General features: G+C 65.4%; 23 protein-coding genes and 1 pseudogene. 17 read left to right on the forward strand and 7 right to left on the reverse strand.

Features of this window, described 5'->3' with window-relative positions; all coding sequences use genetic code 11:
* Positions 1-152: 152 nt before the first annotated feature.
* From LQV16_RS06335 to LQV16_RS06350, 4 genes are all read right to left on the reverse strand, one after another.
* On the reverse strand, positions 153-398 hold the full coding sequence (locus tag LQV16_RS06335; RefSeq protein ID WP_229993060.1) for a DUF1876 domain-containing protein: 246 nt from the start codon (positions 396-398) through the stop codon (positions 153-155).
* A gap of 150 nt (positions 399-548) precedes the next feature.
* Positions 549-872 (reverse strand): hypothetical protein, encoded by a 324-nt coding sequence (locus LQV16_RS06340; protein WP_229993061.1) that lies wholly within the window; start codon positions 870-872, stop codon positions 549-551.
* Positions 873-1,248: 376 nt separating this feature from the next.
* Entirely contained in the window at positions 1,249-1,551 is a 303-nt protein-coding gene (locus LQV16_RS06345) for a DUF4193 domain-containing protein (RefSeq protein WP_229993062.1), read from the reverse strand.
* Positions 1,552-2,007: 456 nt separating this feature from the next.
* Positions 2,008-2,283 (reverse strand): hypothetical protein, encoded by a 276-nt coding sequence (locus LQV16_RS06350; protein ID WP_229993063.1) that lies wholly within the window; start codon positions 2,281-2,283, stop codon positions 2,008-2,010.
* 438 nt (positions 2,284-2,721) lie between these two features.
* On the opposite strand from LQV16_RS06350, the gene LQV16_RS06355 reads away from it, so the two are divergent.
* Together LQV16_RS06355 and LQV16_RS06360 are read left to right on the forward strand one after the other, a co-directional pair.
* Entirely contained in the window at positions 2,722-4,410 is a 1,689-nt protein-coding gene (locus LQV16_RS06355; protein WP_229993064.1) for an FAD-dependent oxidoreductase, read from the forward strand.
* On the forward strand, positions 4,407-5,648 hold the full coding sequence (locus LQV16_RS06360) for a cytochrome P450 (protein WP_229993065.1): 1,242 nt from the start codon (positions 4,407-4,409) through the stop codon (positions 5,646-5,648). Before LQV16_RS06355 ends, LQV16_RS06360 begins: the two co-directional genes overlap by 4 nt.
* Positions 5,649-5,832: 184 nt before the next feature.
* On the opposite strand, the gene LQV16_RS06365 is transcribed toward LQV16_RS06360, so the two are convergent.
* Entirely contained in the window at positions 5,833-6,876 is a 1,044-nt protein-coding gene (locus LQV16_RS06365) for a Gfo/Idh/MocA family oxidoreductase (protein ID WP_229993066.1), read from the reverse strand.
* Positions 6,877-7,240: 364 nt separating this feature from the next.
* Here LQV16_RS06365 and LQV16_RS06370 point away from each other — a divergent pair, with 364 nt between their 5' ends.
* From LQV16_RS06370 to ligD, 3 genes are all read left to right on the forward strand, one after another.
* Positions 7,241-8,689: a sugar porter family MFS transporter gene (locus tag LQV16_RS06370; protein WP_229993067.1), complete on the forward strand. Its 1,449-nt coding sequence runs from the start codon at positions 7,241-7,243 to the stop codon at positions 8,687-8,689.
* Between the two features lie 199 nt (positions 8,690-8,888).
* On the forward strand, positions 8,889-9,869 hold the full coding sequence (locus tag LQV16_RS06375; protein WP_290369341.1) for a LacI family DNA-binding transcriptional regulator: 981 nt from the start codon (positions 8,889-8,891) through the stop codon (positions 9,867-9,869).
* Positions 9,870-10,058: 189 nt separating this feature from the next.
* Entirely contained in the window at positions 10,059-11,303 is a 1,245-nt protein-coding gene (gene ligD / locus LQV16_RS06380; RefSeq protein ID WP_229993069.1) for a non-homologous end-joining DNA ligase, read from the forward strand.
* 159 nt (positions 11,304-11,462) lie between these two features.
* Here ligD and LQV16_RS06385 read toward each other — a convergent pair whose 3' ends face one another.
* Entirely contained in the window at positions 11,463-11,720 is a 258-nt protein-coding gene (locus tag LQV16_RS06385; protein WP_229993070.1) for a metal-sensitive transcriptional regulator, read from the reverse strand.
* Between the two features lie 131 nt (positions 11,721-11,851).
* On the opposite strand from LQV16_RS06385, the gene LQV16_RS06390 reads away from it, so the two are divergent.
* From LQV16_RS06390 to LQV16_RS06430, 9 genes and pseudogenes are all read left to right on the forward strand, one after another.
* A complete protein-coding gene (locus LQV16_RS06390; protein ID WP_229993071.1) occupies positions 11,852-12,475 on the forward strand; it encodes a rhodanese-like domain-containing protein in 624 nt (207 codons plus the stop codon).
* Positions 12,472-13,230 (forward strand): sulfite exporter TauE/SafE family protein, encoded by a 759-nt coding sequence (locus tag LQV16_RS06395; protein ID WP_229993072.1) that lies wholly within the window; start codon positions 12,472-12,474, stop codon positions 13,228-13,230. Before LQV16_RS06390 ends, LQV16_RS06395 begins: the two co-directional genes overlap by 4 nt.
* A 129-nt stretch (positions 13,231-13,359) precedes the next feature.
* Complete coding sequence (locus tag LQV16_RS06400) at positions 13,360-14,769, forward strand: MBL fold metallo-hydrolase (protein ID WP_229993073.1); 1,410 nt, start codon at positions 13,360-13,362, stop codon at positions 14,767-14,769.
* A 99-nt stretch (positions 14,770-14,868) separates the two neighbouring features.
* Entirely contained in the window at positions 14,869-16,191 is a 1,323-nt protein-coding gene (locus LQV16_RS06405) for an MFS transporter (RefSeq protein ID WP_229993074.1), read from the forward strand.
* A gap of 105 nt (positions 16,192-16,296) precedes the next feature.
* Positions 16,297-16,881 carry an HhH-GPD-type base excision DNA repair protein gene (locus LQV16_RS06410; RefSeq protein WP_229993075.1) on the forward strand — a complete coding sequence of 195 codons (585 nt, stop codon included), beginning with the start codon at positions 16,297-16,299 and terminating at the stop codon, positions 16,879-16,881.
* A 195-nt stretch (positions 16,882-17,076) separates the two neighbouring features.
* Positions 17,077-17,889, forward strand: a complete 813-nt coding sequence (locus tag LQV16_RS06415) for an MBL fold metallo-hydrolase (protein ID WP_229993076.1) — start codon at positions 17,077-17,079, stop codon at positions 17,887-17,889.
* Positions 17,890-18,090: 201 nt separating this feature from the next.
* Positions 18,091-18,669 (forward strand): annotated as a pseudogene (locus LQV16_RS06420) (dihydrofolate reductase family protein).
* Positions 18,670-19,073: 404 nt separating this feature from the next.
* Complete coding sequence (locus LQV16_RS06425; protein WP_229993077.1) at positions 19,074-20,120, forward strand: hypothetical protein; 1,047 nt, start codon at positions 19,074-19,076, stop codon at positions 20,118-20,120.
* Positions 20,121-20,205: 85 nt separating this feature from the next.
* Positions 20,206-21,063 carry a prephenate dehydratase gene (locus LQV16_RS06430; protein ID WP_229993078.1) on the forward strand — a complete coding sequence of 286 codons (858 nt, stop codon included), beginning with the start codon at positions 20,206-20,208 and terminating at the stop codon, positions 21,061-21,063.
* A gap of 721 nt (positions 21,064-21,784) precedes the next feature.
* On the opposite strand, the gene LQV16_RS06435 is transcribed toward LQV16_RS06430, so the two are convergent.
* Complete coding sequence (locus LQV16_RS06435; RefSeq protein WP_229993079.1) at positions 21,785-22,897, reverse strand: serine hydrolase domain-containing protein; 1,113 nt, start codon at positions 22,895-22,897, stop codon at positions 21,785-21,787.
* Between the two features lie 334 nt (positions 22,898-23,231).
* Between LQV16_RS06435 and LQV16_RS06440 the strand changes: the two genes are divergently transcribed.
* The 3 genes from LQV16_RS06440 to LQV16_RS06450 form a co-directional block, all read left to right on the forward strand.
* Positions 23,232-24,578, forward strand: a complete 1,347-nt coding sequence (locus tag LQV16_RS06440) for an MFS transporter (protein ID WP_229993080.1) — start codon at positions 23,232-23,234, stop codon at positions 24,576-24,578.
* Positions 24,579-24,616: 38 nt separating this feature from the next.
* Complete coding sequence (locus LQV16_RS06445) at positions 24,617-25,771, forward strand: maleylacetate reductase (RefSeq protein WP_229993081.1); 1,155 nt, start codon at positions 24,617-24,619, stop codon at positions 25,769-25,771.
* Positions 25,768-26,319 (forward strand): dioxygenase (locus LQV16_RS06450; protein WP_290369342.1); only part of this gene is annotated, 552 nt, incomplete at its 3' end. The genes LQV16_RS06445 and LQV16_RS06450, both read left to right, overlap by 4 nt.

The raw sequence follows: 26,319 nt of genomic DNA on the forward strand, positions 1-26,319 counted from the left end.
AACCGCCAACGAGGCCGACGCGATTGTGCCGCCGCGCCGGTTCACGATCGCGGGGTCGATGTCCCAGTCGTCAGCAGGATCGCCGGGTGCGTCGCCGAGTTCATCACGGGGATTCCAGCTGGCCAGCAGGACCAGCGCTCAGCAAAGCAGGGCTAAGCGCGGAGATGCGGAGGTTCTTTGGTAATTTTCTCGATATCGGCCGCGGTGACTTCGATCAGCTGATGCGCCAAGTCGGCCAGGGCGCGTGCGGTCGCCAACTCGTCCCCGATCTCCGGGACATCGGAGTCTATCGGATTCAGCCTGGCCAACCCGACACCTTCCAGTTCTGCCCGGTTCTCGGCCCTCAATCGTGCCGTGGCCCGCGTTTGGTTTTCATGTTCGTCGATAACGATGTTCACCGACCAACTCTTCTCTTGCATGGTGCTCGCCTCCCCGATCCGACTTCCACGATGCCAAGCTCGAGGCCGGCCGTCAAGGTACACAAACTTCCCCTGTGGAGGGGGTTCCCCCGCACCGGTCCCCGGCATACGTGGGACAGGGTCACAGGACTACGTGTTGAGGTCCCAGTGGACACGGATCGCCTCTGCAATCGGTCCAGCAGTGATATCGACTCGGAAAGCAACGGGCGCGGTCCCTGTCTCTTCGATGACCACGTCATGGTAAACGCGGCCGCATGAGGGACACAGGGTGTAGAGATCCTCGTCGTCAGGCCACGTAGCCAGTCCTGCGGGCGCTGGCGCGTTTCCGCCGATGTGAACGGGGATGCCTTGTGAGTTGGCCTGAATCAATCCCTCGTTGCTGACGGTATTGCCGCATACGCAGGTGATGGTGGTGACGTCATGATCTATGACATCAGCGAATTCGGTGTCCATGCTGAGCTCCCCGGCGTTGGAAGAAAGCGTTCTGTCGTGGATTATGCCTGCGGACCAGCTTATGGGGCTCGTCCTAAAGTCAGCTGTGCCGCAGGCTTTGAATCAACCAGTGCAATGGTCTGCTGAAAATGACAAAGCCCTGGCATGCCCATCCTGTCACCCCCGTGACTTCGCTGTCCCTAATCAATATATTCATGACCGCCAACCTCATGCGGCCAACGCTTTTGGCGCATTGGTTCCAACCAGTCAGCAATGACAGCCGCGTTCCGCGCACGCTTGCTGCTCCGCTCTTCTCCGTTTCGAATACTGCGGTAGGGCGGATCAAGTCACGCTGTTGAGGCCGCTGTTGCGTCCCGTCATCTGGAGCGAGGGCGTCCTAGCTTTCGCACTCGAGGCAGTACGAGTGGCCGTCTTTTTCGCGCGCCAGCTGGGACCGGTGCCGGACCAGGAAACAGGAGTAGCAGGTGAACTCGTCCTCGGCCTGGGGAATGACCTGAACGGTCAGTTCCTCGGCGACAAACTCCCCGCCAGGGGTCATGGCCTCATCCAGCGCGTCGGACTCGTCCAGCTCACGGACGACGCTGCGGGCATCCGGTGCGTTAGCGGACTGCAACGCCTCCAGGGACCGGTCCTGTGATTCCTTGACGTCGGACCGGACTTCGTCGTAATCGGTTGCCACTTGAGTCTTCTCTTTTCGGGTGTTCTTCTCTGACCAGACTTTAACGCACACCACGGCTCCCCTATTCCCGGGTCGCGGGACCGACATGCCGCGTCCTGCAGCCCGGCGACTCGCTGGCCCGCCCCGCCCCAGATGCGACCCTGCAGATGTGGGAGAGCGATCGATATGCGGACTCGCGCACCAAGGCGGTGTTGCCCGTGCCGCGGCCGCAGTCGCCGCAGTGCCAGCGTATCGCCATCGCTCCCCCCGTGTGCCGCGCACGGCCACGTGCCCGGTTGCGTGTCTTCGGGCTCGATCACGGAGGTTCCGCCCGCGGCTCGGGCCTTCTGATGAAATCCATCGACGTCCTCGACCAGAAGATATAGTCCCTGGCCGGTTGATCGACCGATAAAGGGCGGCCGCTGGTCGCATGGAAAAGCCCGGACCAGCATGGTCCGGGGCTTGCCTGGGCGTCTGTTAGCGCCCGATGCTGACAGTGAGATCCAGATAGATGTCGTTATCGGCGACAAAGCGGTCCTGGAGGTAGCGGGCAAGGCTCGCGTCGGTGGCGGTGTGCACGCTTTGCGCGATCGCTCCGCACAGCACCGCCTGGGTGTCGGTGGACTTGACGACGTCCAGCGGCGCCCACCCGCGGTGGCCGCCTGTAAGACGTTCTATATCCGTGCGGAAGGAACGCCTGTGGTCTTCGCGGACGGTAGCGCGCATGGTGAACGGGATAAAGGGAGTGGGCAAGGAGGTCCTTTCACGAGGCAGCCGTTCATCGACGCCCCAATCTAGACAAGACCTCTGCAGCGCCGGCTATTCCTCGTCAGCAGCCAACGAGTCCAGAATCACGGCGCAGGAATAGTCGCCCCGCTACCTTGAGCGCGAAACCGGGCTGCCCGGGCACCTGACGATCTGCCGACTGGTCAACGATCGCCTTGACGTCGGAACGTTCGCGACCGGATTCAGCCGCAGACCCTGCCCCGCCCTGTCCGGTCGCAGGCCTCTTCCGCCGCGTGCCCACGGGGCCTACACTCTTGAAATCGAATCGAGTGCAGGCTCCGTTCCGCTGCCCAGCTTTGGGGAGCGGAAGTTTTGACAGGCCCGGGGCCGCCCGGTTGGATCGGAAGAGGCGCCGACTGGTTGGCGGACGGCCGACGCAAGCGCGCTAAAAGGGAGAAGTGCGGCATGAGGATCCTCGTCGATCTCACTAAATGCCAGGGCTACGCCCAGTGCGCCTTCCTCGCCCCGGACGTCTTCACGATTCAGGGGGACGAGGCACTGACCTACAACCCGCACCCTGACGGGGCGCATCTCACGAGGCTTCGGCGGGCCGCCGCTGCGTGTCCGGTTCAGGCCATCCGGCTTGAACAGCCGGACGGGCAGGACACGTCGCTGCACCCGGCCCCACGACCGGCGACGGCTACTCCGGTCGAAGACAGCGGGAGAACTTTTAAGAGGACTGGACGGATCGTCATCGTGGGGGCATCGATGGCGGGGCTGCGCGCGGCGGAGCGGTTGCGCGAGGAAGGGTTCACCGGATCGCTGACTCTGGTCGGCGAAGAGCCGCACGAGCCCTACGACCGGCCCCCGCTGTCCAAACAGGTCTTGGCCGGGTCGGCACCCTTGGAAGACACTTCCCTGCCACGCCGCCGGGACATCCGCGCCACTTGGCGGCTGGGCATGGCGGCGACCGGGCTGGATCTGGCTGCGAAGCAGCTCCACCTTGCCGACGGCGATCGAATCGGATTCGACAAGCTGTTGATCGCCACCGGCCTGCGGGCACGCCCATGGCCTAACCCTGTCGAGGCGGCCCTCGCAGGAGTGATGACATTGCGCACCCGGGAGGACGCCGCAACCCTGCGACAGCACCTCGCGGGGCGTCCGCGTCGGGTGCTGGTCATCGGCGCCGGGTTCATCGGTTGCGAGGTCGCGTCCGTGTGCCGGGAACTCGGCCTGACGGTCACGGTGGCAGAAGCTGGCCCGGCTCCGCTCGTCGCTGCCCTTGGCGCGGTGATCGGCGCAGTCGCCGGGGAACTGCAGCTCGAGAATGGCGTGGACCTGCGGTGCGGCGTCCGCGTCCTGGCCCTTGAGGGTGATGCCAGCGGACAGCTGCGCCGGGCCATTCTGTCCGACGGCACAACGCTTGAGGTGGATGTGGCGGTCGCCGCGCTGGGCTCCGTCCGCAATGTCGAATGGCTCGCAGATTCCGGCCTGGCGTGCGGCGTATGGGGCGTCGCCTGCGACGCCGGCTGCCGAGCGTTCGACGCAAACGGGTTGGTCACCGATGACGTGTTTGTCGCCGGCGACATAGCGCGCGCCCCGCAGCCGATGTACGGCTATCAATACCTTGCCGTCGAGCACTGGGGGAACGCCATCTCCCAGGCCGAGGTCGCGGCACACAACATGGTCAGCGGCGAGACCGAACGGTGGCCCCACTTGGAGGTGCCGAAATTCTGGTCAGTCCAGTTCGGCACCGAAATAAAGAGCGTCGGGGTACCCTCGGTCGCCGATGAGGTAGCCATCGTCCAAGGATCGGTGGACACGCGGCGATTCCTGGCCGTCTATGGCTACAAGGGCCGCATCGTGGCGGCGGTCGCCTTCAACCAGAACAAGTGGCTCGACTTCTACGAGCCGCTGATCGAGCAGGCCGCACCCTTCCCGCCGGCGTTCCACCACATCGATGAGTCAGACCAAGCCCGGCCCTTGCCGGCCGGGTTCAAGCCCGCGGTCAGCCCCACCCAGGACGCGACGGTCGTTGTGACCGGCCACGATCCCAATGAACGCCGCGCCAGACTGACCAACACCGCGGCCGGTGAAACGCCTTCACGGAGACCCACAGGCACCGCCCCCCGATCGAAGGAGCCTTCACCATGACCCAGGCCAGCATCTGGGAGCGAATCCTCGACTTCTCCAACCGGGCTAACCCCTACCCGTTTTACGACGAGCTCCGCAGGACCCCCGTGACGCGGCTTCCGGACGGAAGCTACCTCGTAAGCACCTACGCGGAGATCGCCGCCCTGCTGCACGACCCGAGGGTCAGTTCCGACATCAACCGCAACCCGGCTGCCGCTGCTGCGGGCGCCACTGCCGGGGACGACGGGGAAGGTCCGGGCATGTCTCCGACTTTCCTCAGCATGGATCCTCCTGATCACGACAAGTTTCGACGGATCACCATGCGCCACTTCGGACCGCCTACGACGCCGGGCAGGGTCGCCGGGATGGAGGCGAGGATGGCGGAAATTGTCACCGCCTTGGCCGACAACATGACGGCCCACTCCCGGATCGACGTCGTCGATGATCTGGCGTATCCGCTGCCCGTCACGGTGATCTGCGAATTGCTTGGGGTGCCACCGGGCGACGAACAGCGCTTCCGGGTCTGGGTGGACGTAGCCCTGCAATCCACGGATCCCGGACTCGATCCCGAAACACAGCAAGAAAAGAGGGCCGAGGCTGGCAAAGAACTGCGCGCATTCATGGAGGAACTGGTCGAAGCCCACCGGCGGACACCGGGCCCGGACCTGCTCTCGGCGATGGCCGCCGATGACGGCCCGGAAGGCCGCATGCCGGACGAACAACTGGTGAGCACCGGGCTTCTTCTGCTCATCGCCGGACATGAAACCACCGTGAACCTCATCGCCAACGGCGCACTGACGTTGCTCCGCCACCCGGCCGAACTCCAACGGCTACGCAACGATCCTGACCTTGCCATCCCGATGGTCGAGGAATTGCTCCGCTACGAGCCGCCCGTCCATTTCGTCCCCTTCCGCACAGCCCTTGACGACATCGACATCGCCGGCACCACCATCCCCGCCGGCGCCAGCCTCACATTGGTCCTGGCCTCAGGGAACCGTGACCCCGCCCATGTCACCGACCCCGACCTCTTCATCCCGGACCGGCGCAACAACCAACACCTCGGCTTCGGCGGCGGCATCCACCTCTGCTTCGGCGCACCCCTGGCCCGGCTCGAAGCCCAGATCGCCCTCACCGCTTTCGCCACCCGGCTCGAGAACCCGCGGCTGGTCTCCTATCCTCCCCCATACCGGCCGAGCCCGTTCCTCCGCGGTCCCTCGCATCTCCTGATCGACATCGACGGCATCGCCGCTCGTCAATAGTCAACAGCGAAGCATGCCGTCGACGAGGGAGGCGGCGGCGCGGAAGTGAAGCTTGCCGGGGTATCGGAGTTGGGCCGGTCCGGCTTGAGTTACCTGGCCAGGGAATCTTACGACTGCTGCAGAAGCCTCCACGGGAGCCCCTCGCCGTCTGCGTTAGCCTCGAAACAGCCTCTTGCACGCGGGTTCATGGATCCCGTGGCCGTTCGCCGGGGAAAACGATTCCGAGCTGGTTCCTGATGGCATCGGCGACTGCCATGGTTCGGATGGATTCGGCCAGCGGCCGCTGCGGGACTTCCAGCTGCCCTGCCACAATGGCACGGGCGACGGCGGCGGCCTCGTAGTGCAGGCCCTCAAAGTGCGCTCCGGCCGGCTCCTCATAAGCCAGCCGGGTTCCGTCCGGAAAGCGGACGCTGAAGTTGCCTGGCATGTTGAAGGGACCGTCAATGGTCAGTGAAGCCTCCGTGCCCACGATGGTGGCCGACGTCGGCGTGAAATTGTGCAGCTGCGTGTTCATCACGGCCTGGCGTCCGCCGGCAAAGGACATCACCGCTGAAAGCTGGGCATTGACTCCGGATTCGTGCGGTTCACCGAGCGCCAGGAGACGGTCCGGTTCGCCGAGGATGGACGTGATGAGCGAAAGCGGATAGGTTCCCAGATCCAGCAGAGGCCCGCCGGCCAGGGCCGGGTCGAAAATCCGGTGGCTGCGGTCGAAATACTCACCGTATTCAGCGAAGACCGTCGTGAGGTCCCCGAGAATTCCGGTGTCGAGCACTTGCCGGATGACGTCGAACTTGGGCAGGAAGAATGTCCACATGGCTTCGGCGGCGAAGAGGCCGGCCGCGGCTGCCCGGCTGGCGATGCCTGCCGCCTGTTCGCGGTTGATGCCGATCGGCTTCTCGATCAGGACATGCTTGCCGGCGTCGAGCGCGACGAGGGCAGCCTGGTAGTGGAAATTGTGCGGCGTGGCCACATAGATGATGTCGACGTCGGCGGCCGCCAGCTCCTCATAGCTGCCAAAGGCTGCAGGGATGCTGTGCCGTCCGGCAAATATTTCGGAGCGGTCCAGCGAGCGGGATCCGATCGCGGCAATCACCTGCGAGGTGTGCGCCTGGACGGATTCCGTGAAGCGTTCCGCAATCCAGCCCGGCCCCATGATCCCCCAGCGCAGCGGAGGCGCGTCGCGGGGGTCCGGAACCCGGGACGCTGGCAGCGAGCGGTTACCGGTCATGTTAGATCCGCCTTAGTGTCGATATCGATTTTCACGAAAGGCGTAGTCTCCTTCGCCTACTTTGTCCTGACATAATAACAAGTCCGATTCACGTCAGACAAGCCCCGCGGCGCCCGAAGTTCCAGGAAACTGCTGCATCGCAGGCATCGCTTCCCCACGCGGCGCCGTGCCACTTCGCCCTGCACGTGCACCAGGGACGTCCATCGCGGCGCGCCTATTCCTACTTTGATCGAATGTCAGCACAAACTATTGACGGTTGCGTTAGAGCGCTCTAACGTTGAGTTCACGTGATCCAGCACACTCCGGGAACGCTCTCCAAATTCAAAGTCCGCCATTCAGGTCGGCCGAATCGAGGAAGTCAACAATGTCGTTGCACACAGCAAGCTCGCCCGCATCGGGCTCAAAACATCGCGGATATCTCGCGCGTCTCACTGTCATCTCCACACTTGGCGGACTCCTGTTCGGCTACGACACCGGTGTCATATCCGGTGCGCTGCTCTACATGCAGGACTCCCTGAGCATGAGCCCCGTAGAAGAGGCCACTGTCGTCAGCGCACTGCTGTTTCCCGGTGCCGCGGTCGGAGCGCTAAGCGGTGGCCGGCTCGCCGATAAGCTCGGACGGCGCGGCACGCTGCTTGTCTGCGCGCTGCTTTTCCTTCTCGGAGCGATAGGCTGCGCCATCGCGCCGACTGTGGGATTCATGGTGGTGGCCCGCGTCGTCCTCGGCCTAGGAGTCGGTGCCGCCGCCGTAACGTGCCCCCTCTACCTTGCAGAAATGGCGCCGGCGCATCTGCGCGGACGCATGGTCACGATCAATGAATTGATGATCGTGACCGGCCAGATGCTCGCTTTTGCCATCAACGCCCTCCTCGACGCCGTCATCCACGACACGGAGGTCTGGCGCATCATGCTTGGCGTTGCCTCCATCCCCGCCATTGCACTCCTGATCGGAATGCTCGTCCTGCCCGAATCGCCGCGCTGGTTCGCTATCCGTGACAGGTTCGACGACAGCCGGCGCATCCTCGACCTCAGCCGCAGCCCGGAGGAAGCCGATTTCGAGTACAAGGAAATCGTCGAGTCCGCGAATATGGCCCGCAATGAGCGCTCCAGTGCCTGGCGCGATCTGAAGAACAATCCCTGGATGCGTCGGCTCCTCTGGGTTGGCATCGGGCTCGCCGTGGCCCAGCAGGCAACGGGCATCAATACCGTGAACTACTACGCACCCACCATCCTCGAGCGCAGCGGTCTCGGCGTGAGCGCATCGCTCGTAGCTACCATCGCGGTCGGTGTGACGTCGGTGCTGATGACCGTCCTGGGCATCTGGCTGCTGGGCTTCATCGGGCGTCGCCGCATGCTGGTTATTGGCTTCTCCGGCGTCGTGGCTTCGCAGGCACTGCTCGCCGTCGTTTTCACGCTCCCCCAGTCGGACCTTGTCAGTTACACCATCCTGGTGGCGATGATGCTGTTCGTGGCCTTCGTGCAGTGCTTCATCGGAACCTGCGTGTGGCTATTGCTTTCCGAAATTTTCCCGCTGGCAATCCGCGGCTTCGCCATGGGCATTGCGGTGTTCGCACTCTGGACCGTGAACGCGGCGATCTCTTTCCTGTTCCCGATCCTGGTCGTCGCCCTGGGCTCAACCGGCACGTTCACCGTGTTCGTGCTGGTGAACATCCTGTCCCTGATCTTTGTGGCGAAATTTGTCCCGGAGACAAAGGGACAATCGCTGGAAGAGTTGGAGGTGCACTTCCGCACCGGAGGCATACCGATCATCGCGCCCCCCGCGGCGCCCGGCGAGAAGGCCGTAGCGCTGTAAGCCCACCGGTCCGGCTGGCACATGGCCGCCGCGGTCCTCGGCCGCGGCGGCCCAGCAGCAGCGGTGCCGGTTCCCGCACCCATGGGGGCGGCGGCCGGGAGCCGTTGCCCTTCCCGCGATACGCTAGCTGGCAGGAGGCCACTTGTCGGGGAATGCATTAAATCAACATGGAGCGGCCAGGCGCGCCACCATTGAGGATGTGGCGCGGGAAGCCGGCGTATCGCGGGCACTGGTGTCCCTGGTGCTCCAGGGTTCGCCAAAGGTAAGTCAACAAAAAAGAGAAGCCGTCGCCATCGCCATGGCTGCACTCGACTACCGGCCAAGCAACGCGGCCCGCTCACTTGCCAGCGGACGCACGCGAACAGTCGGAGTGCTGCTGGATGACCTTGCCAATCCGTGGTTCGTGGAGCTGCTCGACGGCATGCAGAGCATCTTCCGGGAGCAAAAGCTGAGGATGGTCCTCGGCGACTCCCAATATCTGGCCCGCCCTGGGGAAAGCCCGGTGTCCGCGTTCATGGAAATGCGCGTCGACGGACTCGTCATCGCCGGGGATCTCAACGCCGATGAAGATCTCACCCGTGCCACACTGCATACCCCAGCCGTCGTCGCCGGCACCCGCGCCTTCGACCTGCCGGCAGCGGACCGTGTCACCAACGACGACGCCGCCGGCGCCCGCATGGCCGTCGAACACCTCATTGGCCTCGGCCACAAAGACATTGCCTTCCTCACCGCCCCCACCGGATCCGCTAGGGTGCGGGCCGACTCCTACCGGGACACGATGACCCGCCACGGCCTGCAGGACAACATCCGGGTGGAGCCCACGGACATGAGCGAACACTCCGGCTTTGTGGCAATGCGCCGCCTTATCGACGGCGGCCGGACGCCCACGGCGGTCTTCGCCGCCAACGACATCCTTGCCGTCGGTGCGCTCTCGGCCGCCGACGATCACGGCATCAGCGTTCCTTCACAACTTTCACTCGTTGGATACGACAACACCTATCTCGCCGGGATACGGCACCTCTCCCTCACCACAGTCGACCCCGTCAGCCGCGACGTAGGCATCCGCGCCGCGGAGTTTCTCCTCGCCCGCATCGCCGACCGCTCCCTCCCGCCACGTACCGACGTGCTGACCCCGCGCCTCGTCGTTCGCAACAGCACCTCACACGCCTCCCGCGCCTAACGCCCGCGGCCACCACCCCAAGGCAGCGTGCAGCTCACCCCGTAGGAGCTGACTGCTCCCTGCCTCCCTGGCATTCCCGGGGTACGCGCCCCCCGGACGCCCGAGTGCCCTGGAACTGTTCAGGATGTGTTCAGAGGGCCATTGCTCCAGGATCTGGCTGGGACATCTGATCATTGCTAGCGTGGCGGAATGAACTCGTCGAAGACCCCCGCCGAGATCCTCAACATTGCCGGTAACGAGGTTCGCATCTCGAGTCCGGACAAGATGGTGTTCCCCGAGCCCGGGCTGACCAAGCTCGACTTGGTTCGCTACTACCTCGCCGTCGCGGATGGTGCGCTGCGGGGCGCCGGCGGACGACCCATGGTGCTCAAACGCTTCCCGAGGGGGATCGGCGCTGAGCCGTTCTTCCAGAAGCGCGTGCCTGAAAAGCACCCCGACTTCATCTACACGACGACGCTGCACTACGCGTCCGGGAGGTCAGCCGAAGAGGCCGTCATCCGGGATGCTGCGGGCTTGGCGTGGGTGGTGAATCTTGGATGCCTGGACCTCAACCCGCACCCCGTGCGTGCCGAGGACCTCGAGCACCCCGACGAACTCCGGGTCGACCTCGACCCGATGCCGGGGGTCGACTGGCAGCAGATCGTTGATGTCGCGTATGTCGCACGGGAGGTTCTCGACGACGTCGGACTGGTGGGGTGGCCGAAGACGAGCGGTTCGCGGGGACTCCACATCCTCGTGCGCATCGCGCCCCAGTGGTCGTACCGCGACGTGCGGCTCGCCGCCGAGACCCTCGCCCGCGAGGTCGAGAACCGAGCTCCGGGCCTCGCCACCGCGCGGTGGTGGAAGGAGGAGCGCGGCGAGAGTGTGTTCGTCGACTTCAATCAGAACGCCAAGGACCGCACCGTGGCATCGGCGTACTCGATCCGGCCCCTGCCCGACGCCCGAGTCTCGACTCCGCTCACGTGGGACGAGGTGACCTCCACCCGGCCGGAACAATTCACGGTGCCCACGGTGCTTGAGCGCTTCGCAGTGATGGGCGACCCCCACTCCGGCATCGACGACGCGGCCGGGACACTCGACAAACTCATCACTTTGGCTGCCGAGCTCGGCCCCGCAGAAAAACCGCCGCGCGCCGGCGACGGCGTGGGCCGCCGGCAGTCGCTGATGCCGCTTATCGAGGTGGCACGCACCAAGACCAAGCCCGAGGCGCTCGCGGCGCTCGACGAATGGAAAACCCGGCATGCGGACCTCGTCCCGGCCCTGCATCCCGCCGACATACTCGTCGACGGAATGCGCGGATCGAGTTCCCTCTGGTACCGGGTGCGGGTGAACCTGCAGCATGTCCCCGAAAATGAGCGGCCGCCACAGCAGGAGCTCATCGCTGACTACAACCCATGGGCAGGCAAAAAGTGGCCGGGGCGCCCTGCGTCCTGACACCACAGGATGCTGGCCATGCCACGCCAGGAGCCAACCTGTGCCCGGATGGTCATGTGCAGTCTCGCGAGTCGCGGTCCGGTGACCCGATCATTGGCGGAGTGAGGTCATAGCCCACGGCTCCCCCGCGCCGGGTCGCGTTCAGGGACCCGACGCGACCTATGCGAGCGAGAGGAAGAGCTTTTCCAGGTCCTTCGTGTCCATGCTTCCGTCTTTCCTGACGATGCACTGCTCCAGGCCGCTGGCGATGATTGCGAAGCCCGCCCGGTCGAGTGCCTTCGAGACGGCCGCGAGCTGGGTGACGATGTCCTTGCAGTCGCGGCCCTCCTCCAGCATGCGGGTCACGGCCGCGAGCTGGCCCTGGGCGCGCTTGAGCCGGTTCACTACGGGGGTCAGTTCGGTTGAATCGAGTTGCACGGGAGTCTCCAAGCCACAGGGTGATGCACCCAATCCTATACCCCCGGGGGTGTTTTGCATACCCCTGGGGGTATCTGCAATACTCGGTGGGGTATTCACCCTGCTTTCCCGCTTGTCTCGAAAGGACACCCATGACACCCCCTTCGCCCGCAGCAACACCGGCGGTAACGGCGCTGGCTCCGGAAATCCTGAGCAGCTGGATCGCCGAGCACCACGACCTCCTCGTCATCGATGTACGCTCCGCCGCAGAGTTCGAGTCCGTTCACATCCGCGGCTCCTACAACGTCCCCCTGCCCCTGCTGTCCGAGCACACCCAGGAACTCGCCGCCCGGCTGGGCAGCAGGGTGGTCCTGGTTTGCCAGTCCGGCGCGCGCGCCGAGCAGGCGCGCCAGCGCCTCGGCGGAGCCGGAATCGACACGGCGTACGTCCTCAGCGGAGGGGTGCCGGCATTCGCCGCGGCCGGCGGCGACGTCGTCCGCGGGAAGAACCGCTGGGATCTGGAACGCCAGGTCCGCCTCGCCGCGGGCTCGCTCGTGGTCCTGGGACTGGCCGGAGGAAAATTCATCTCGCCCAAGATCCGCATGCTCGCCGGCACAATCGGCGCGGGCCTGACCTTCTCGGCCGCCACCAATACCTGCGCCATGGGCCAGGCTCTGTCGGCAATGCCGTGGAACAAGGCCGCCAAGGAGCCCACCCGCGAAACCGCGATCCTGCAGCTGCCCCTGGCCGCGGCGCGGCTGACCCCCGCGGCATGATCCCGGCCCTGGCACTGGGGCTGCTCGTCGGGATCGTGCTCGGCGTCGTGGGCGGCGGTGGGTCCATCATCGCTGTCCCAGCCCTGGTGTACGGAGTGGGACTGAGCCCCGCGCAGGCCATTCCCACGTCCCTGCTGGTGGTCGGTGTCTCGTCACTGGCGGCCCTGCTCCCGCGGCTGCGCGAGGGCATTAACTGGCCCGTGGTGCTGCTCGTCGGCGCCGCCGGCATGCCCGCGGCCTGGGGCGGAACGGCGGTGGGCCGCCTTTTGGACCCGAACATCCTGATGCTCGCCTTTGCGGCGATCATGGTGATCGCCGGAATCCGCATGCTGACCAGCACCACCGAATCCGAGGGCTCGTGCAGCACCGGGCCCACCAGGGCCTTCCGCACCTGCGCCCCCAAAGCCGTGGGAGTCGGGCTCCTGGTGGGCTTCCTGACCGGGCTGCTGGGCGTGGGCGGCGGATTCCTCATCACCCCGGCCCTCACCCTGTTCCTCGGACTGCGCACGAAACAAGCCGTGGGCTCGTCCCTGGCCATTATCGTGATCAATTCCGCCGCAGGCTTCGGCGCCCACGCCGCCGGCTTCACCATCGAATGGCCCACCATTCTGGCCTTCGCAGTCCCGGCGGTCCTCGGCTCACTCTTCGCAGCCCGCTTCGCCCGCCGGCTGAAAGACAAACACGTCCGCCTGTCGTTTGCCGTTCTCATCTTCGCCGTCGCGGCCTGGGTCACGGCAAGCACCGCCACCGCCTGACAGACAAGGAAAACCATGGCTGTGGGCCGCGGGCGCACACGCGGTAGTGGATACCCCGGTGGTATCCAGCCATGAAGCAAGAGCACTGCCACCATTTCCCCTCCACCCCCCTTACGAAGGAGAGCACCAATGCTTATCGAACGCATTTACGATGAAGACCTCGCCCAGGCGAGCTACCTGATCGGCTGCCAGGCAAAGGGTGAGGCCGTTGTTGTGGACGGCCGCCGCGACATCGCGGTGTACCAGGAGCTGGCCCGGAAGAACGGCATGAAGATCGTGGCCGTCACAGAGACCCACATCCACGCCGACTACCTCTCCGGCACCCGCGAACTGGCCGCCGCCACCGGCGCCAAGATCTACGTCTCAGGTGAAGGCGGCCCGGACTGGCAGTACGAATTCGACGGCGGACGGCTCTACGACGGCGACAAGATCACGCTGGGCAACATCACCATCCAGGCCCTCCACACTCCGGGCCACACCCCCGAACATCTGTCCTTCCTGGTCACCGACGGTGCGTTCAGCGACCAGCCCGGCTACCTGCTCTCCGGCGACTTCGTCTTCTCGGGTGACCTTGGACGTCCGGACCTGCTCGACGAGGCAGCCGGCGGCGTGGACACCCGCTTCGAAGGCGCCAGGCAGCTCTTCGCCAGCCTGCGGGACAAGTTCCTGACCCTGCCGGACTACGTCCAGGTCCACCCTGCCCATGGTGCGGGCAGCGCCTGCGGCAAGGCCCTCGGCGCCATCCCCTCCTCCACCGTCGGTTATGAGCGCCTTTACGCGTGGTGGGGACCTTATCTGGCCGCCAATGACGAGCAGGGCTTCGTCGACGAGCTCCTCGACGGTCAGCCTGACGCCCACGCCTACTTCGGCCGGATGAAGCGCGTAAACCGCGAAGGCCCGCCCGTCATGGGCGAACGCGCTCCCCTGCCGGAACTGGACACCGCCGCCGTCGCCAAGGGCCTCGCCGGGGACAGGGTGACCTTCATCGACACCCGCTCCAACACCGAAGTCCACGAAGGCACCGTCAGCGGCTCCCTGAACGTTCCCGCCGGCAAGTCTGTGGCCAGCTATGGCGCCTGGGTGGTGAACCCCGAAACCGACAAGAACCCCTTGGTACTCCTGGCCCCGGACCAGGACGCCGCGCAGGAGGTGAGGGACCACCTGATCCGCGTCGGCATCGACAACATCGCCGGCTACGTCACCAGCCTCGACGGTCTGCCCACGACCACTCCGAAGCTGATCCAGCCCGCGGACCTCGCTGATTTCGATGCGGCCCTGGTGCTTGATGTCCGCAACCGCACCGAGCACGCCGCCGGGCACATCCCGGGATCCCGCCAGCTCAGCGGCGGCCGCCTCATGTGGCACCTGGACGAGCTCCCCACCGAGGGCACCATCGTGACCTACTGCCAGAGCGGGGTCCGGAACTCCGTCGCGGCCAGCGCCCTGCGCCGCGCCGGCTACGACATCGTCGAGCTCGACGGCAGCTACGCAGGCTGGACGGCCTGGCAGCTGTCACGGCAGTCCGTCTCCAGCAACTGACTTCAGGCAGCATCCGAAAATATTGATGGACGGCATGGGCGGCGGCACGGGACACCCGGCCGCCGCCCACGCTGCCACCCCGGCAACTGGAGCGCGTTCATGACGTCCCGCATCACCGCTTCACCACAGCATCCAGGACGGCAGGATGGCATCACGCTGGGCCTGCGGCAGAACCTGGCCCAGTTCATCCTCCTCGTTGCGGTCAACGCCCTCGTCGGCGGCGCCTTGGGCCAGGAACGGACCGTCCTGCCGCTGCTCGCGGAAAAGGTCTTCCACCTGGACCTGTACGCCTCCGCGCTGACCTACATTCTGGCGTTCGGGCTGGCCAAAGCCGCCACCAACTACTTCGCCGGCACCCTCTCGGACCGCTATGGACGCAGGCCGGTCCTGGTGGCGGGGTGGCTCATCGCCCTCCCCGTCCCCCTCCTGTTGATCTTCGGGCCTTCCTGGGGCTGGATCGTGGCGGCCAATGTCGTCCTGGGCATCAGCCAAGGCCTGACTTGGTCCACCACGGTCATGATGAAGATGGATCTCGTTGGCCCCGAACGCCGGGGCCTGGCGATGGGCCTGAACGAAGCAGCCGGTTACCTCGGCGTCGCCGGCACTGCCCTGGCCACCGGCTATATCGCCTCCGCCTACGGACTGCGTCCAGGGCCGTTCCTGCTCGGCGCCGCCTTCATCGCCGTCGGCCTCGGGCTGTCCGTCCTGACCATCCGCGAGACACACCACCATGCCAAAGCCGAAGCCGCCGTCCACGTCCCGGTCCACGCCGGAAGCCATGCCGGGCTGAGCAACCGTGACGTCTTTACGCTGACAAGCTTCCGTGACAAATCACTGTCCTCCGTCAGTCAGGCCGGCATGGTGAACAACCTCAACGACGGCCTGGCCTGGGGATTGTTCCCCGTCCTCTTCGCCGCCGGCGGGCTCAGCATAGAACGCATCGGCATCCTCGCGGCCGTGTATCCCGCCGTCTGGGGCGCGGGCCAACTGATCACCGGCGCCCTCTCGGACCGGATCGGGCGAAAGCCCCTGATCGCAGGTGGCATGCTCGTCCAGGCAGCAGCGCTGGCCATGGTCGCATTCGGAAACGACTTCGGAATCTGGCTGGCCGCTGTAGTCCTGCTCGGTGCCGGCACTGCCATGGTCTACCCCACGCTGCTAGCCGCGATCGGCGACGTCGCCCACCCCGCATGGCGGGCCAGGTCCGTCGGCATATACCGGCTGTGGCGCGACGGCGGGTTCGCCGTCGGCGCCGTGCTCTCCGGCTGCGTCGCCGACGCCTACGGCATCCCTGCAGCCGTCGCCGTCGTCGCCGCCCTGACGGCGGCCTCGGGAATCGTCGTGGCGGTACGGATGCGAACCACCGACCACGCGGTTTTCCGGGGTGAACGGGGGGAACGCGTTCCGCCCGACGGCATCTGAGCGCGAGACGCACGCTCCGAGGATGCGGTTCCTGCGCGGTTCCCCGCCGTCGTCAACCCCTGGAGGTGCCATGACGCGGCTCGGAGCAGGTGGGAGGATGGGCGCATGGAACTGCACATCACTGGCGACCCCGCAGCCGACCAACTGCTCAGCAATGACGCGTTCGCACTCCTCATCGGCATGCTGCTTGACCAGCAGGTGACCATGGAGTCTGCGTTCGCCGGACCGGAAAAGATCCAGACGCGCATCGGGTCCATGGCCCCTGCCGCAATCGCCGAATATGACCCGGCAGGCTTCGTTGAGGTCTTCAAAGAGCGTCCGTCCATCCACCGCTTCCCTAGCTCCATGGCCAGCCGCGTCCAGGACCTCGCCGCAACCGTAGTGCGCGATTGGAATGGCGACGCAACTGCCATCTGGAAGCAGGACAATCCTGACGGCCAGGAAGTGCTGCGCAGGTTGAAGGGATTGCCCGGCTTCGGCGAGCAAAAGGCAAAGATCTTCCTCGCACTGCTCGGCAAGCAGTGCGCACTCCAGGCACCAGGCTGGCGTGAGGCTGCCGACTCCTATGGCCAGGAGAGCGCATTTCTTTCTGTCGCCGACATCGTGGACCCGGAGTCGCTGAGAAAAGTGCGCGCCAGCAAGCAGGCAGCCAAGGCCGCCATCAAAGCCGCGAAGACGTCCGGGCGCTGATAACCCGGCCCGCCGGCTTCACGCACGCCTGTCCGCCCGGCCAGCGAGAACGGCGGCCCGCCAACTCAATTGATACCGCAAGGATCTCTCTTCCTAGAACACTTTCGCGTGCCATAGTCTGGGCACGCCAGCCTGCGTCCGAAGGTGAAGAAGGCCGGGAAAGCAGGACACAAGGGGGCTTAGAAGGGACCGACCATGCTGATCTGCGCAACTTGCGCCGTCGAACGCGACGAACCTACCCCGGGGGTCTGCCCGATCTGCGCCGATGAGCGGCAGTATGTGCCCGAGGACGGACAAAAGTGGCTCACACTGGACGGGCTGGCGCAGGAGGGCCAGCAGACAGTGTCGAAGGAGAACGAGCCGGGACTGATCGGGATCACGACGGAGCCAAAAGTCGGGATCGGCCAGACCGCTCAGCTTGTGGTGACTCACGAGGGTTCGCTGCTGTGGGATCCGGTCGGATATGTCGATGACGGCGCTGTGCAGGCAGTCCTCGAGCGGGGCCCGGTCCTGGCCATCGCCGCTAGCCATCCACACATGTTTGGTGTGCAGGTCGAATGGTCGCAGCGGCTCGGTGGTGTCCCCGTACTTGTGGCGGACGCAGACCGGCGATGGCTGGGTCGCACCGATCCGATCATCGAATATTGGTCCGGCTGTCAAGCTATCGCGGAAGGGTTGACACTGCACCAGACCGGGGGGCACTTCCCGGGCAGCGCGGTGGTGCACTGGTCCGCAGGAGCGGGCGGCAGAGGAGTTCTGCTGACCGGAGACAGCGTGTTTCCGAATCCAGACCGTCGCTCAATAGCCTTTATGCGCAGCTACCCGAATCGCTTGCCGCTATCCGGCGCGGTGGCGTTGCGAATCGCGGCCCAGCTGGGAGAGCTCAAGTTCGACCGGATCTACGGCAACTTCAACAACGTCATCGCATCCGGAGCCAAGGCCGTTCTGCGCGATTCCGCCCAACGGCACGCTGCTTGGGCGCGAGGAGACTTCGACCATTTAACCTGAGTTGTCCCCCTCCAGCGACTGTTTGGCTCCCCCTGAGCGATCCCGGCGCGCACGGCGCCTACTCGCGGCGGAGTCTGTGGTCGACGAGGACGATGTGGAAGATGAGTTTTCCTGGACTCCAGGAGTCCAACGGCGATGCGATTCGCCGTGGTATCCAGTCGGTATCTACACACCCGGTCAACCGCACCCGAGGAGAGCATCATGACCGCTACCTACACCTTCGACGTCTTTTCCAGCCTCGACGGCTTCGGCGCCGCCAGCGGCAACTGGACCGGCTACTGGGGCAAACAGGGCCCCGAGCTGCTCGAGCGCCGCCGGGCCTAGTACGCCGCGGAGCAGCGGATGGTCTTCGGCGCCAACACGTACCGGGCGTTCGCGCGGATGCTGGCCTCGAGCACCGAGGAGTCCGAGGTGCGTGACCCATGGGTCACCCGGATGAGAAGCCTGCCGGCAACAGTGGTGTCGACCACACTCGAAGGACCGCTCAACTGGCCGAACGCAACCGTCGTGAGCGGTGACGCCGTCGACGTCGTCGCCCGGCTCAAGGAGGAGTCCTCGGTGCCGCTGCGCTCGCACGGCAGCCTGTCGATGAACCGGGCGCTGATGGCCGCCGGTCTGGTCGACCGCGTCCAGGTGACGCTCTTCCCTGTGATCACCGGCCAGACCGGACTGGAACCGATCTTCCAGGGTGCGGCCGACTTCGACCTCGAGCTGATCGAGAGCCGGACGCTCGACGGCAACATCCAAGAGCTCATCTACCGGCCCACCCTGCATGCCTGACCTATATCAAGGAACTTGAACAGGACCTCGCAGAAGAACGGGACCGCGCCGCGTTGGCACGGTCATGAGCGACAGACACGGCGGCCACGGCGGCCACGGCGGCCACGGCCGAGGATCTCAACGACCATTTGCGGCTGCAACAGCCGAGTCCGGGTTGCTTCGGTTCCGTAGACGGATCAGCGGCCTGCTGATTGTTCATCTCCGCGTCACCGCGGGGACGCCAAGGAGTCCGGGGCCGGGAAGGTCGCGTCCATAGTCTGCGAAGCAGGCGTCCGCTCGGCGCCGGCGGCCAAGTGCTCTTCGTTGACATCCAATCCGGATTCACCTTGGCGGTCACCGGCCCCGGGACGCCCACGTCGTGCAGCCTGAAAATAGTCCCGCCCCCAGAACGCAGGAGTCAGTCCATGTCATTACGTATCCTTGCCGCCGCAGGCCTTGCCGTGCTGACGGCCACCACTACACTCGCCCCGGCCAACGCGGCCCCTGTCCCGGCCGAGCAGGCCGCGCAGGAATCCTTCAGCTTCGGCGTGATCGGAGACATCCCCTACGGCCAGCAGGAAGCCGAGCTGTTCCCGTCCCGGATCGGCGATCTCAACGCCGACCGGGACCTCGACTTCGTGGCCCACGTCGGCGACATCAAGAACGGCTCCTCGGCCTGCACCGATGAGTACTTCGCCCGGATCCGTGCCGCCTTCGACACCTTCGAACTTCCCCTCGTCTACACCCCGGGCGACAACGAGTGGGTGGACTGCCACCGGGAAAACAACGGCAGTTACAACCCCCTGGAGCGCCTGGACAAGGTGCGTGAAGTCTTTTTCCCGTCGCCCGGAAAGACGCTCGGCGCGACCATGCCGGTCAAGTCCCAGAACGCCCTCGGCCTGCCCGAGAACGTCCGCTTCACCCACAACCGCGTGGCCTTCTCCGTCCTGAACATCCAGGGCAGCAACAACTCGCTGCAGCCCTGGACCGGACTGGGCCGGACCGAAACCACGCCGGAACAGCGGGCCGAAGTCAGACACCGCATCGACGCCACCATCGACCAACTGCACGCAACCTTCACCGACGCCACCCTGCGCAACGACCGGGCCGTGGTGATCATGACCCAGGCCGACATGTTCGACCCCTCACTGCTGGCCGCCGCCACGGCCGACCCGAAAATCCTGTCCGGCTTCCGCGAAATCATCGACGTTTTGGTCAAAGAAGCCAACAATTTCGACGCCCCGGTCTACCTGGTCAACGGCGACAGCCACATCTTCGCCGAGGACCAGCCCCTGGGCGACGGCTCACCCTGGCTGCGGGTCTACGGCCAGGACACCGCCGCCGATGACCTGCAGCGCATCACCGTCGACGGATCCGCCAACGCCACCAACTATGTGAAGTTCACCGTGGCAGCGAACAGTGACGCCACCGGCAACGTGCTCGACTGGAAGAAGGTCCCCTACACCAGCTGATTTTCAGCCCCGGACGGACGTCCCGAAGGGACACAGAGGGTATCCAGTTGGGTGAGCTGGCCCCTGAGGTGAAACCATACGGACCATGGCCCAGAAGATTGCGTACCAGGGTGAACCCGGCGCCAACTCCAATATCGCGTGTCAACAGATGTTCCCCGAGTTCGAAAGCGTTCCCTGCGCCAGCTTCGAGGACGCTTTCGAGCTGGTTTCCAGCGGGGAGGCCGAGCTGGCCATGATCCCGATCGAGAATTCGATTGCCGGCCGCGTGGCGGACATCCATATTCTGCTTCCGCAGTCGCACCTGCAGATCGTGGGCGAGTTCTTCCTGCCCATACACTTCGACCTCTTGGGTATCCCGGGCAGCACCATCGAAGGTGCCACCGAGGTCCACAGTCACATCCACGCCCTTGGACAGTGCCGCCGGCTGATCCGCGACGCCGGGCTCCGGCCCGTCATCGCCGGCGACACCGCCGGCTCCGCCCGGGAGGTCCGGGAATGGAACGACCCCGCCAAACTGTCCCTCGCTCCCCCGTTGGCGGCCCAGATCTACGGTCTGGAGGTGCTGGCATCGCGCGTTGAGGACGACCCCTCCAACACCACCCGCTTTGTGGTCCTGGCCCGGGAAAAGAACCTCCCCACCCGGGATGAGTTGGCCGGGCCGGCAGTGACCAGCTTTGTGTTCCGCGTCCGGAACGTCCCATCGGCGCTCTACAAGGCGCTGGGCGGGTTCGCCACGAACGGTGTGAACATGACGCGGCTGGAGAGCTACATGGTGGGTGACGAGTTCGCCGCCACCATGTTCATGGTGGACGTTGAGGGGCACCCCGAGGACCTGCCGCTGCGGCTGGCCCTTGAGGAGCTGGATTTCTTCACCACCGAGGTGCGTATCCTGGGCGTCTACCCCGCTGCCGGCCATCGGACCGCACGGGCACTCAGCAGCTGAGCCCAACTGGCTGAAGGGCCATCGGCCACATCACTCCTTGGCTGCCGCGCCCTCGCTGCCGCCCTCAGCTGCAGGCTTCACGAGGGATGGCGCCCGTGGCCCGCCTCATCCCTCACCGCCGTCCACGCAGGGACGCCGCACTCCCCCGCTGAACCAGGACAGAACACCCAGTCCCGACGTCAGGCCCGGAACCAGAACAGGACTTCGGGCTGACAGGTTCTCTGCTGCGACATAGGCACCATCTCCCCCCATACGGCAAAGCCCGCGGCCAGGAAAGGCACCGGTCGCAGTCCGGAGTACCTGCCCGCCCTGAACAGCGGAACCCGATGGCCACCGCCTGATCGGGTGGTTGGAGAGCATCTGCTACGGACGGGTTTCACTGGCGGCGACAAGGGGGCGGGCTTAAAATGGCGTTGGCTGGGTAGGGATCGCGGTTTGCGTGGATCGTGCCTCAGATCGGAGAGCGTCATGCTCAGGACCTTGTTGTGTAAGTTGAACATGCGCCATGATTGGCACCTGGAGTCCACCGAGGATGGCGGCCGCTACAAGCGCTGCAGGCGTTGCGGTAAGGACGACGACCGTGGCGGTGGCGGAACCGGCGCGAGTGGCGCTTGGGCTGGCATTGCTGGGATGGGATAAGCCCGCGTGCCAGGCGGTCCCCGGCCACGGTCGCCCGTTCACAACGGTAGGGGCTCCACTCGGGCCCGGCTCCCCATTCTGTTTACTGGCAGAGGCGGTCGAGGGTTTCCTGGGCAGCCTGTTGCATCTGCGTCTGGAGCAGGTCGATGCGGCGCGCGGATGCGGGGTCCTGCCAGGCCAGCGGCCGCAGTGCCATGGTCATCGTGATCTGGCTGCCGCCGTCGGCGCTCGTGATGGAAATACTCGTGTAGCCGAATATGTGCCCTGTATGGCCGTAGCGGACGCCGCCGGAACATGCGTCAGGATACCGCTCCAGACCGAGTCCGTATTCCCAGAATTCGGTCTTCTTCTTCATTTCCTCAAGCATGGCGGGGGAGAGGAGCTGGCCGCGGAGGAGGGCCCGGTAGAAGGTGTTTAGGTCCTGGGCGGTGGAGATGACGCCGCCTGCGGGGGAGCCGACAAAAGCCTCGGGCTGGGTGAGATCGACCCGTTCGCCGCCCTCAATGACGTAGGCGTGGATGTTGTCCGGAGCCTGGCGGTCCGGTTCGGCCAGCGACGTGTGCTGAAGTCCCAGGGGCGCGAAGATGTCTTCTTTGAGCACGTCGGCGACGGGCCGTCCGCGCAGTTTTTCGATCAGCTGGCCGAGAGCCAGGTAGTTGGAGTTCGAGTAAGAAAAGCGGTCCACGTTCTTGGACTCCCAAGGGAGAGTGGCGGCCAGTTCGAGTCCACGTTGCATGCTGAACCGCGTGTTCGCAACCTGCTTCAGTGGTCCCGCCGCGTATTCCGAGTCGCCGAAATCGGGCATGCCGGAGTTATGGTTCAGCAACTGGCGGACGGTGATCGGTCCGGGCGGCCGCAGCGTGGTTCGGAAGCTCTCCAGGACACCGTTCACCGGGTCATCGAGCCCGATAAGTCCCTCGTCGACGAGTTTCAAGACGGAGACGGCGACCATCGACTTCGTAATGCTGGCAACGGATACCCTGTCCTGGGGCCGGGCCGGGTCCTTGCTGTCCAGGTTTCGCACCCCGTAGGCCTTGGACCATTCGCCGCCCGGCCATCTCACCTGCACAACAAGGGACGTCGCCCCGCCCTCCATGAAGTGCTGGACCCTGCGTTCCAGAGAATCCGTCGCTGCCTGGATCGCGAAGACGCTCGGCGGAGCCGGCGCGGGAGGGGCCCCCACGCAACCGCTCACAGCGATAACCAAAGCCGCGGAGAAAGCTACGGCACCGGGCAGAGAAAAACGCGTCCGCCGCCAAGCAGCCAAGGCACCCATGACATCGTTGTACGCTCAAACGTGTCCAGTGGATAGGTCGGGCTCGTAACAGCCTCTACAAGTCCCAGGTAGCCAAGATGTCTGTTCATAAGCATGCAGCCCTGAACGCGCTCAGACCCATATATAAATGGTATATGAGACTGTTATGACTTAGTTGTTTTGTATGCATCCTCCCTCTTACGATCACAGTGACCTGCTGCACATTGAGCAGCCGGGGTTCATCCCTCAGACCACTGTCATCACGGAGGAAGCAATGTCGCTCCCGACTCAGAAAACCCCGGCGCCGCGGAATGCCCTGCGCCGGGTCGCCGCCGCCAGCCTCGCCGGCAACGCGATCGAATACTACGACTTTTCGATCTACGGCCTTGCGGCAGCGCTGGTGTTCCCGCAACTGTTCTTTCCCCAGAGCGACCCCTTCGTAGCCACCCTGGCCACCTTTGGCACCCTCGCCGTCGGCTATATCTCACGCCCGCTGGGCGCAATCGTGTTCGGGCACTTCGGTGACAAGGTGGGCCGTAAGCCGATGCTCGTCATCACCTTGCTCCTCATGGGATTCGCCACCCTGGCCATCGGTGTACTTCCCACATTCGACCAAGTGGGCATGTGGGCGGCAGTGATGCTCACGTGCCTGCGCTTCCTCCAAGGCATCGCCTTCGGCGGCGAGTGGGGCGGCGCCATCCTGATGGCCTTCGAATACGCACCGGAGAACCGCCGCGGGCTCTTTGCAGCGATCCCCCAAGTGGGCCCGGCCACAGGTGCTCTGCTCGGCAACGCCGCCTTCCTGCTGGTCACGCTGCTGCCTAAGGAGGACCTGCTCGCATGGGGCTGGCGTCTTCCGTTCCTCTTCAGCTTCGTGCTGGTCATCGTGGGCATGTTTATCCGGCTCAAGATCGCTGAATCCCCCGAGTTCCAGGCCACCAAGGCCGAGGGCCGGCAGGTCAAGGTGCCCATCGCGGCAGTCCTGAAGAACAACCTGAGGGCCGTGCTCCTGGTGGCCGGCGGCTTCCTGGGCTTCGGCGCCTTCTCCGTGATCGTCATGACCTATCTGGTGGGCTACAGCCAAAGCGTGATGGGCATCCCCGCCTCGACCATGCTCTCCTTCACCATGGTCGCCTTTGCCATCCAGATCCCCATGATCCTGCTCTCCGGCCACCTGTCCGACCGGCATGGCCGGCGCACCCTGATCATCGTTGGCTCCCTGGCTGCCGCGGCCTCCATCTTCCTGATGTTCGCTGCCGTGGCCAGTGCCCAGCCCTGGCTGGTGGGCCTGGCGTACGCCCTCGGTTTCGGTTGGCTCTACACCATCTGCTACGGCCTCCAGCCCGCCCTGTTCGCGGATGCGTTCCCGGCCGAGGTCCGCTTCACCGGGATGTCGCTGGGCTACCAACTGGCCAACGTCGTCGGCTCCGGGTTCACGCCGATGATCGCCGTCTGGCTGGTGCACACCACCGGAAACTTCCACTCCGTTCCCATGTTCGTCGCGGCAACCCTGGTTGTGTCGCTGGTCTGCCTGCTCCGTCTCGCGGCCCTGGCCCAGGCACGGAAAGCCGCCGAGTCCCCCGCCCAGCAGGAGAGCCTTCCCCTGGCTGCCACGCACTAAACGGACCCTTCGCCGACGCACTACAGAAAAAGGACATTATGAAGTTCGAACACATCACCCTGGGCCAGCGCGTACTCTTCGGAGCAGGCCGGGCTGCCGAGCACGTCGCCCAGGAGGCCGCACGCCTCGGTGCGCGCAACATCATGTGCATCACCTCCGAATTCGAGCGGCCCTTCGCCGAGGCTGCCCTGACCCTCGCCGACGTGGGCCTCTGGCACACGGATGTTGTCCAGCATGTCCCGGCGGAAACCGCGGACAAGGCCCGGAAGGCAGCGTCCGATGCCGGGATCGACCTGATCGTCTGCGTTGGCGGCGGTTCCACCACTGGCCTGGCGAAGGCAGTGGCGCTGACCACCGGCATCCCCATCGTCGCCGTGCCCACCACCTACGCCGGGTCCGAAGCGACCAACGTGTGGGGCCTGACGGAAAACGCGACCAAAACAACAGGCGTTGATGACCGCGTGCTGCCCGCCGCGGTGGTGTACGACGCCGAGCTGACGCTCAGTCTGCCGGTTTCCCTTTCGGTCGCTTCTGGCCTGAACGCCTTGGCGCACTGCGTTGATTCCCTGTGGGCACCGCGCGCCGATCCCATCAACCAGGCGCTGGCTGCCGAAGGAATCCGAGCCCTCGCCGACGGGCTTCCGCGCATCGCCGCGGACCCGTCGGACCTGACCGGCCGGGAGACCGCCCTGTACGGGGCATACCTTGCCGCCGTGTCCTTCGCCTCGGCGGGTTCCGGACTGCACCACAAGATCTGCCACGTCCTGGGCGGAACCTTCAACCTGCCCCATGCGGAGACGCACGCAACCGTCCTCCCCTACGTGGTGGCCTTCAATGGGCCCGCAGCTCCGGACGCGGCAGCACGGCTCGCCGGGGCACTCCGCGCGGGACTGGCCAGTGCCCCCGCCCAGGAGCCCGGCGCTGAACCCGCCGAGGATGCCCTGGCGCTCCTGAACAGCCTCCGGGGCACCCTGGGGGCACCCACCGCACTGCGCGACTACGGCTTCACCGAAGCAGATATCCCCGAAGCCGTGGAGCGGATCCTCAAGGTGGTGCCGGCGTCGAACCCTGCCGCAGCCACAGGGGAAAACATCGGAGGCCTTCTTCGCGCAGCCCTGGCCGGAACAGAACCCACCACCCGGTCCGCCGCACTGGCAGCGGCCGGCGCCGTCCAGAACGGAGGAACAAAGTGACTCTTAGCGAAGTAGCAACCGACTCCGGGGCCGGCTCCCAATTCGCCCGGGAGGAAAGCCTCGTGCACGAGGTGGTCCGTTCCTTTACCGGCGGCAGCAAACGCGACCGTGAAGTGATGGGTTCGCTGGTCCGCCACCTGCATTCCTTCGTCAGGGACGTCCGCCTCACCGAGGCGGAATGGACCAAAGGAATCGACTTCCTCACCCGCGTCGGCCAAATCACCACCGAAACCCGTCAGGAGTTTGTGCTGCTTTCCGATGTTCTCGGCGTCTCGATGCAGACCATTGCCGTGAACAACGAGGCCTACGGCGACGCCACCGAGGCCACCGTGTTCGGACCTTTCTTTGTGGCGGATGCCCCGCAGATCCAGATCGGCGGGGACATCGCCGGCGGCGCCGCGGGTGAGCCCTGCTGGGTGGAAGGAACGGTGACGGACACCGAGGGGAATCCCCTGCCCGGCGCCCGGATCGAGGTGTGGGAGGCGGACGAAGACGGCTTCTACGACGTGCAGTACAACGACGGCCGCACCGCCGCCCGCGCCCACCTC

Origin of the sequence: Arthrobacter sp. Bi26, from assembly GCF_918697925.1 — a bacterium.
Taxonomy (GTDB): Bacteria; Actinomycetota; Actinomycetes; order Actinomycetales; family Micrococcaceae; genus Arthrobacter.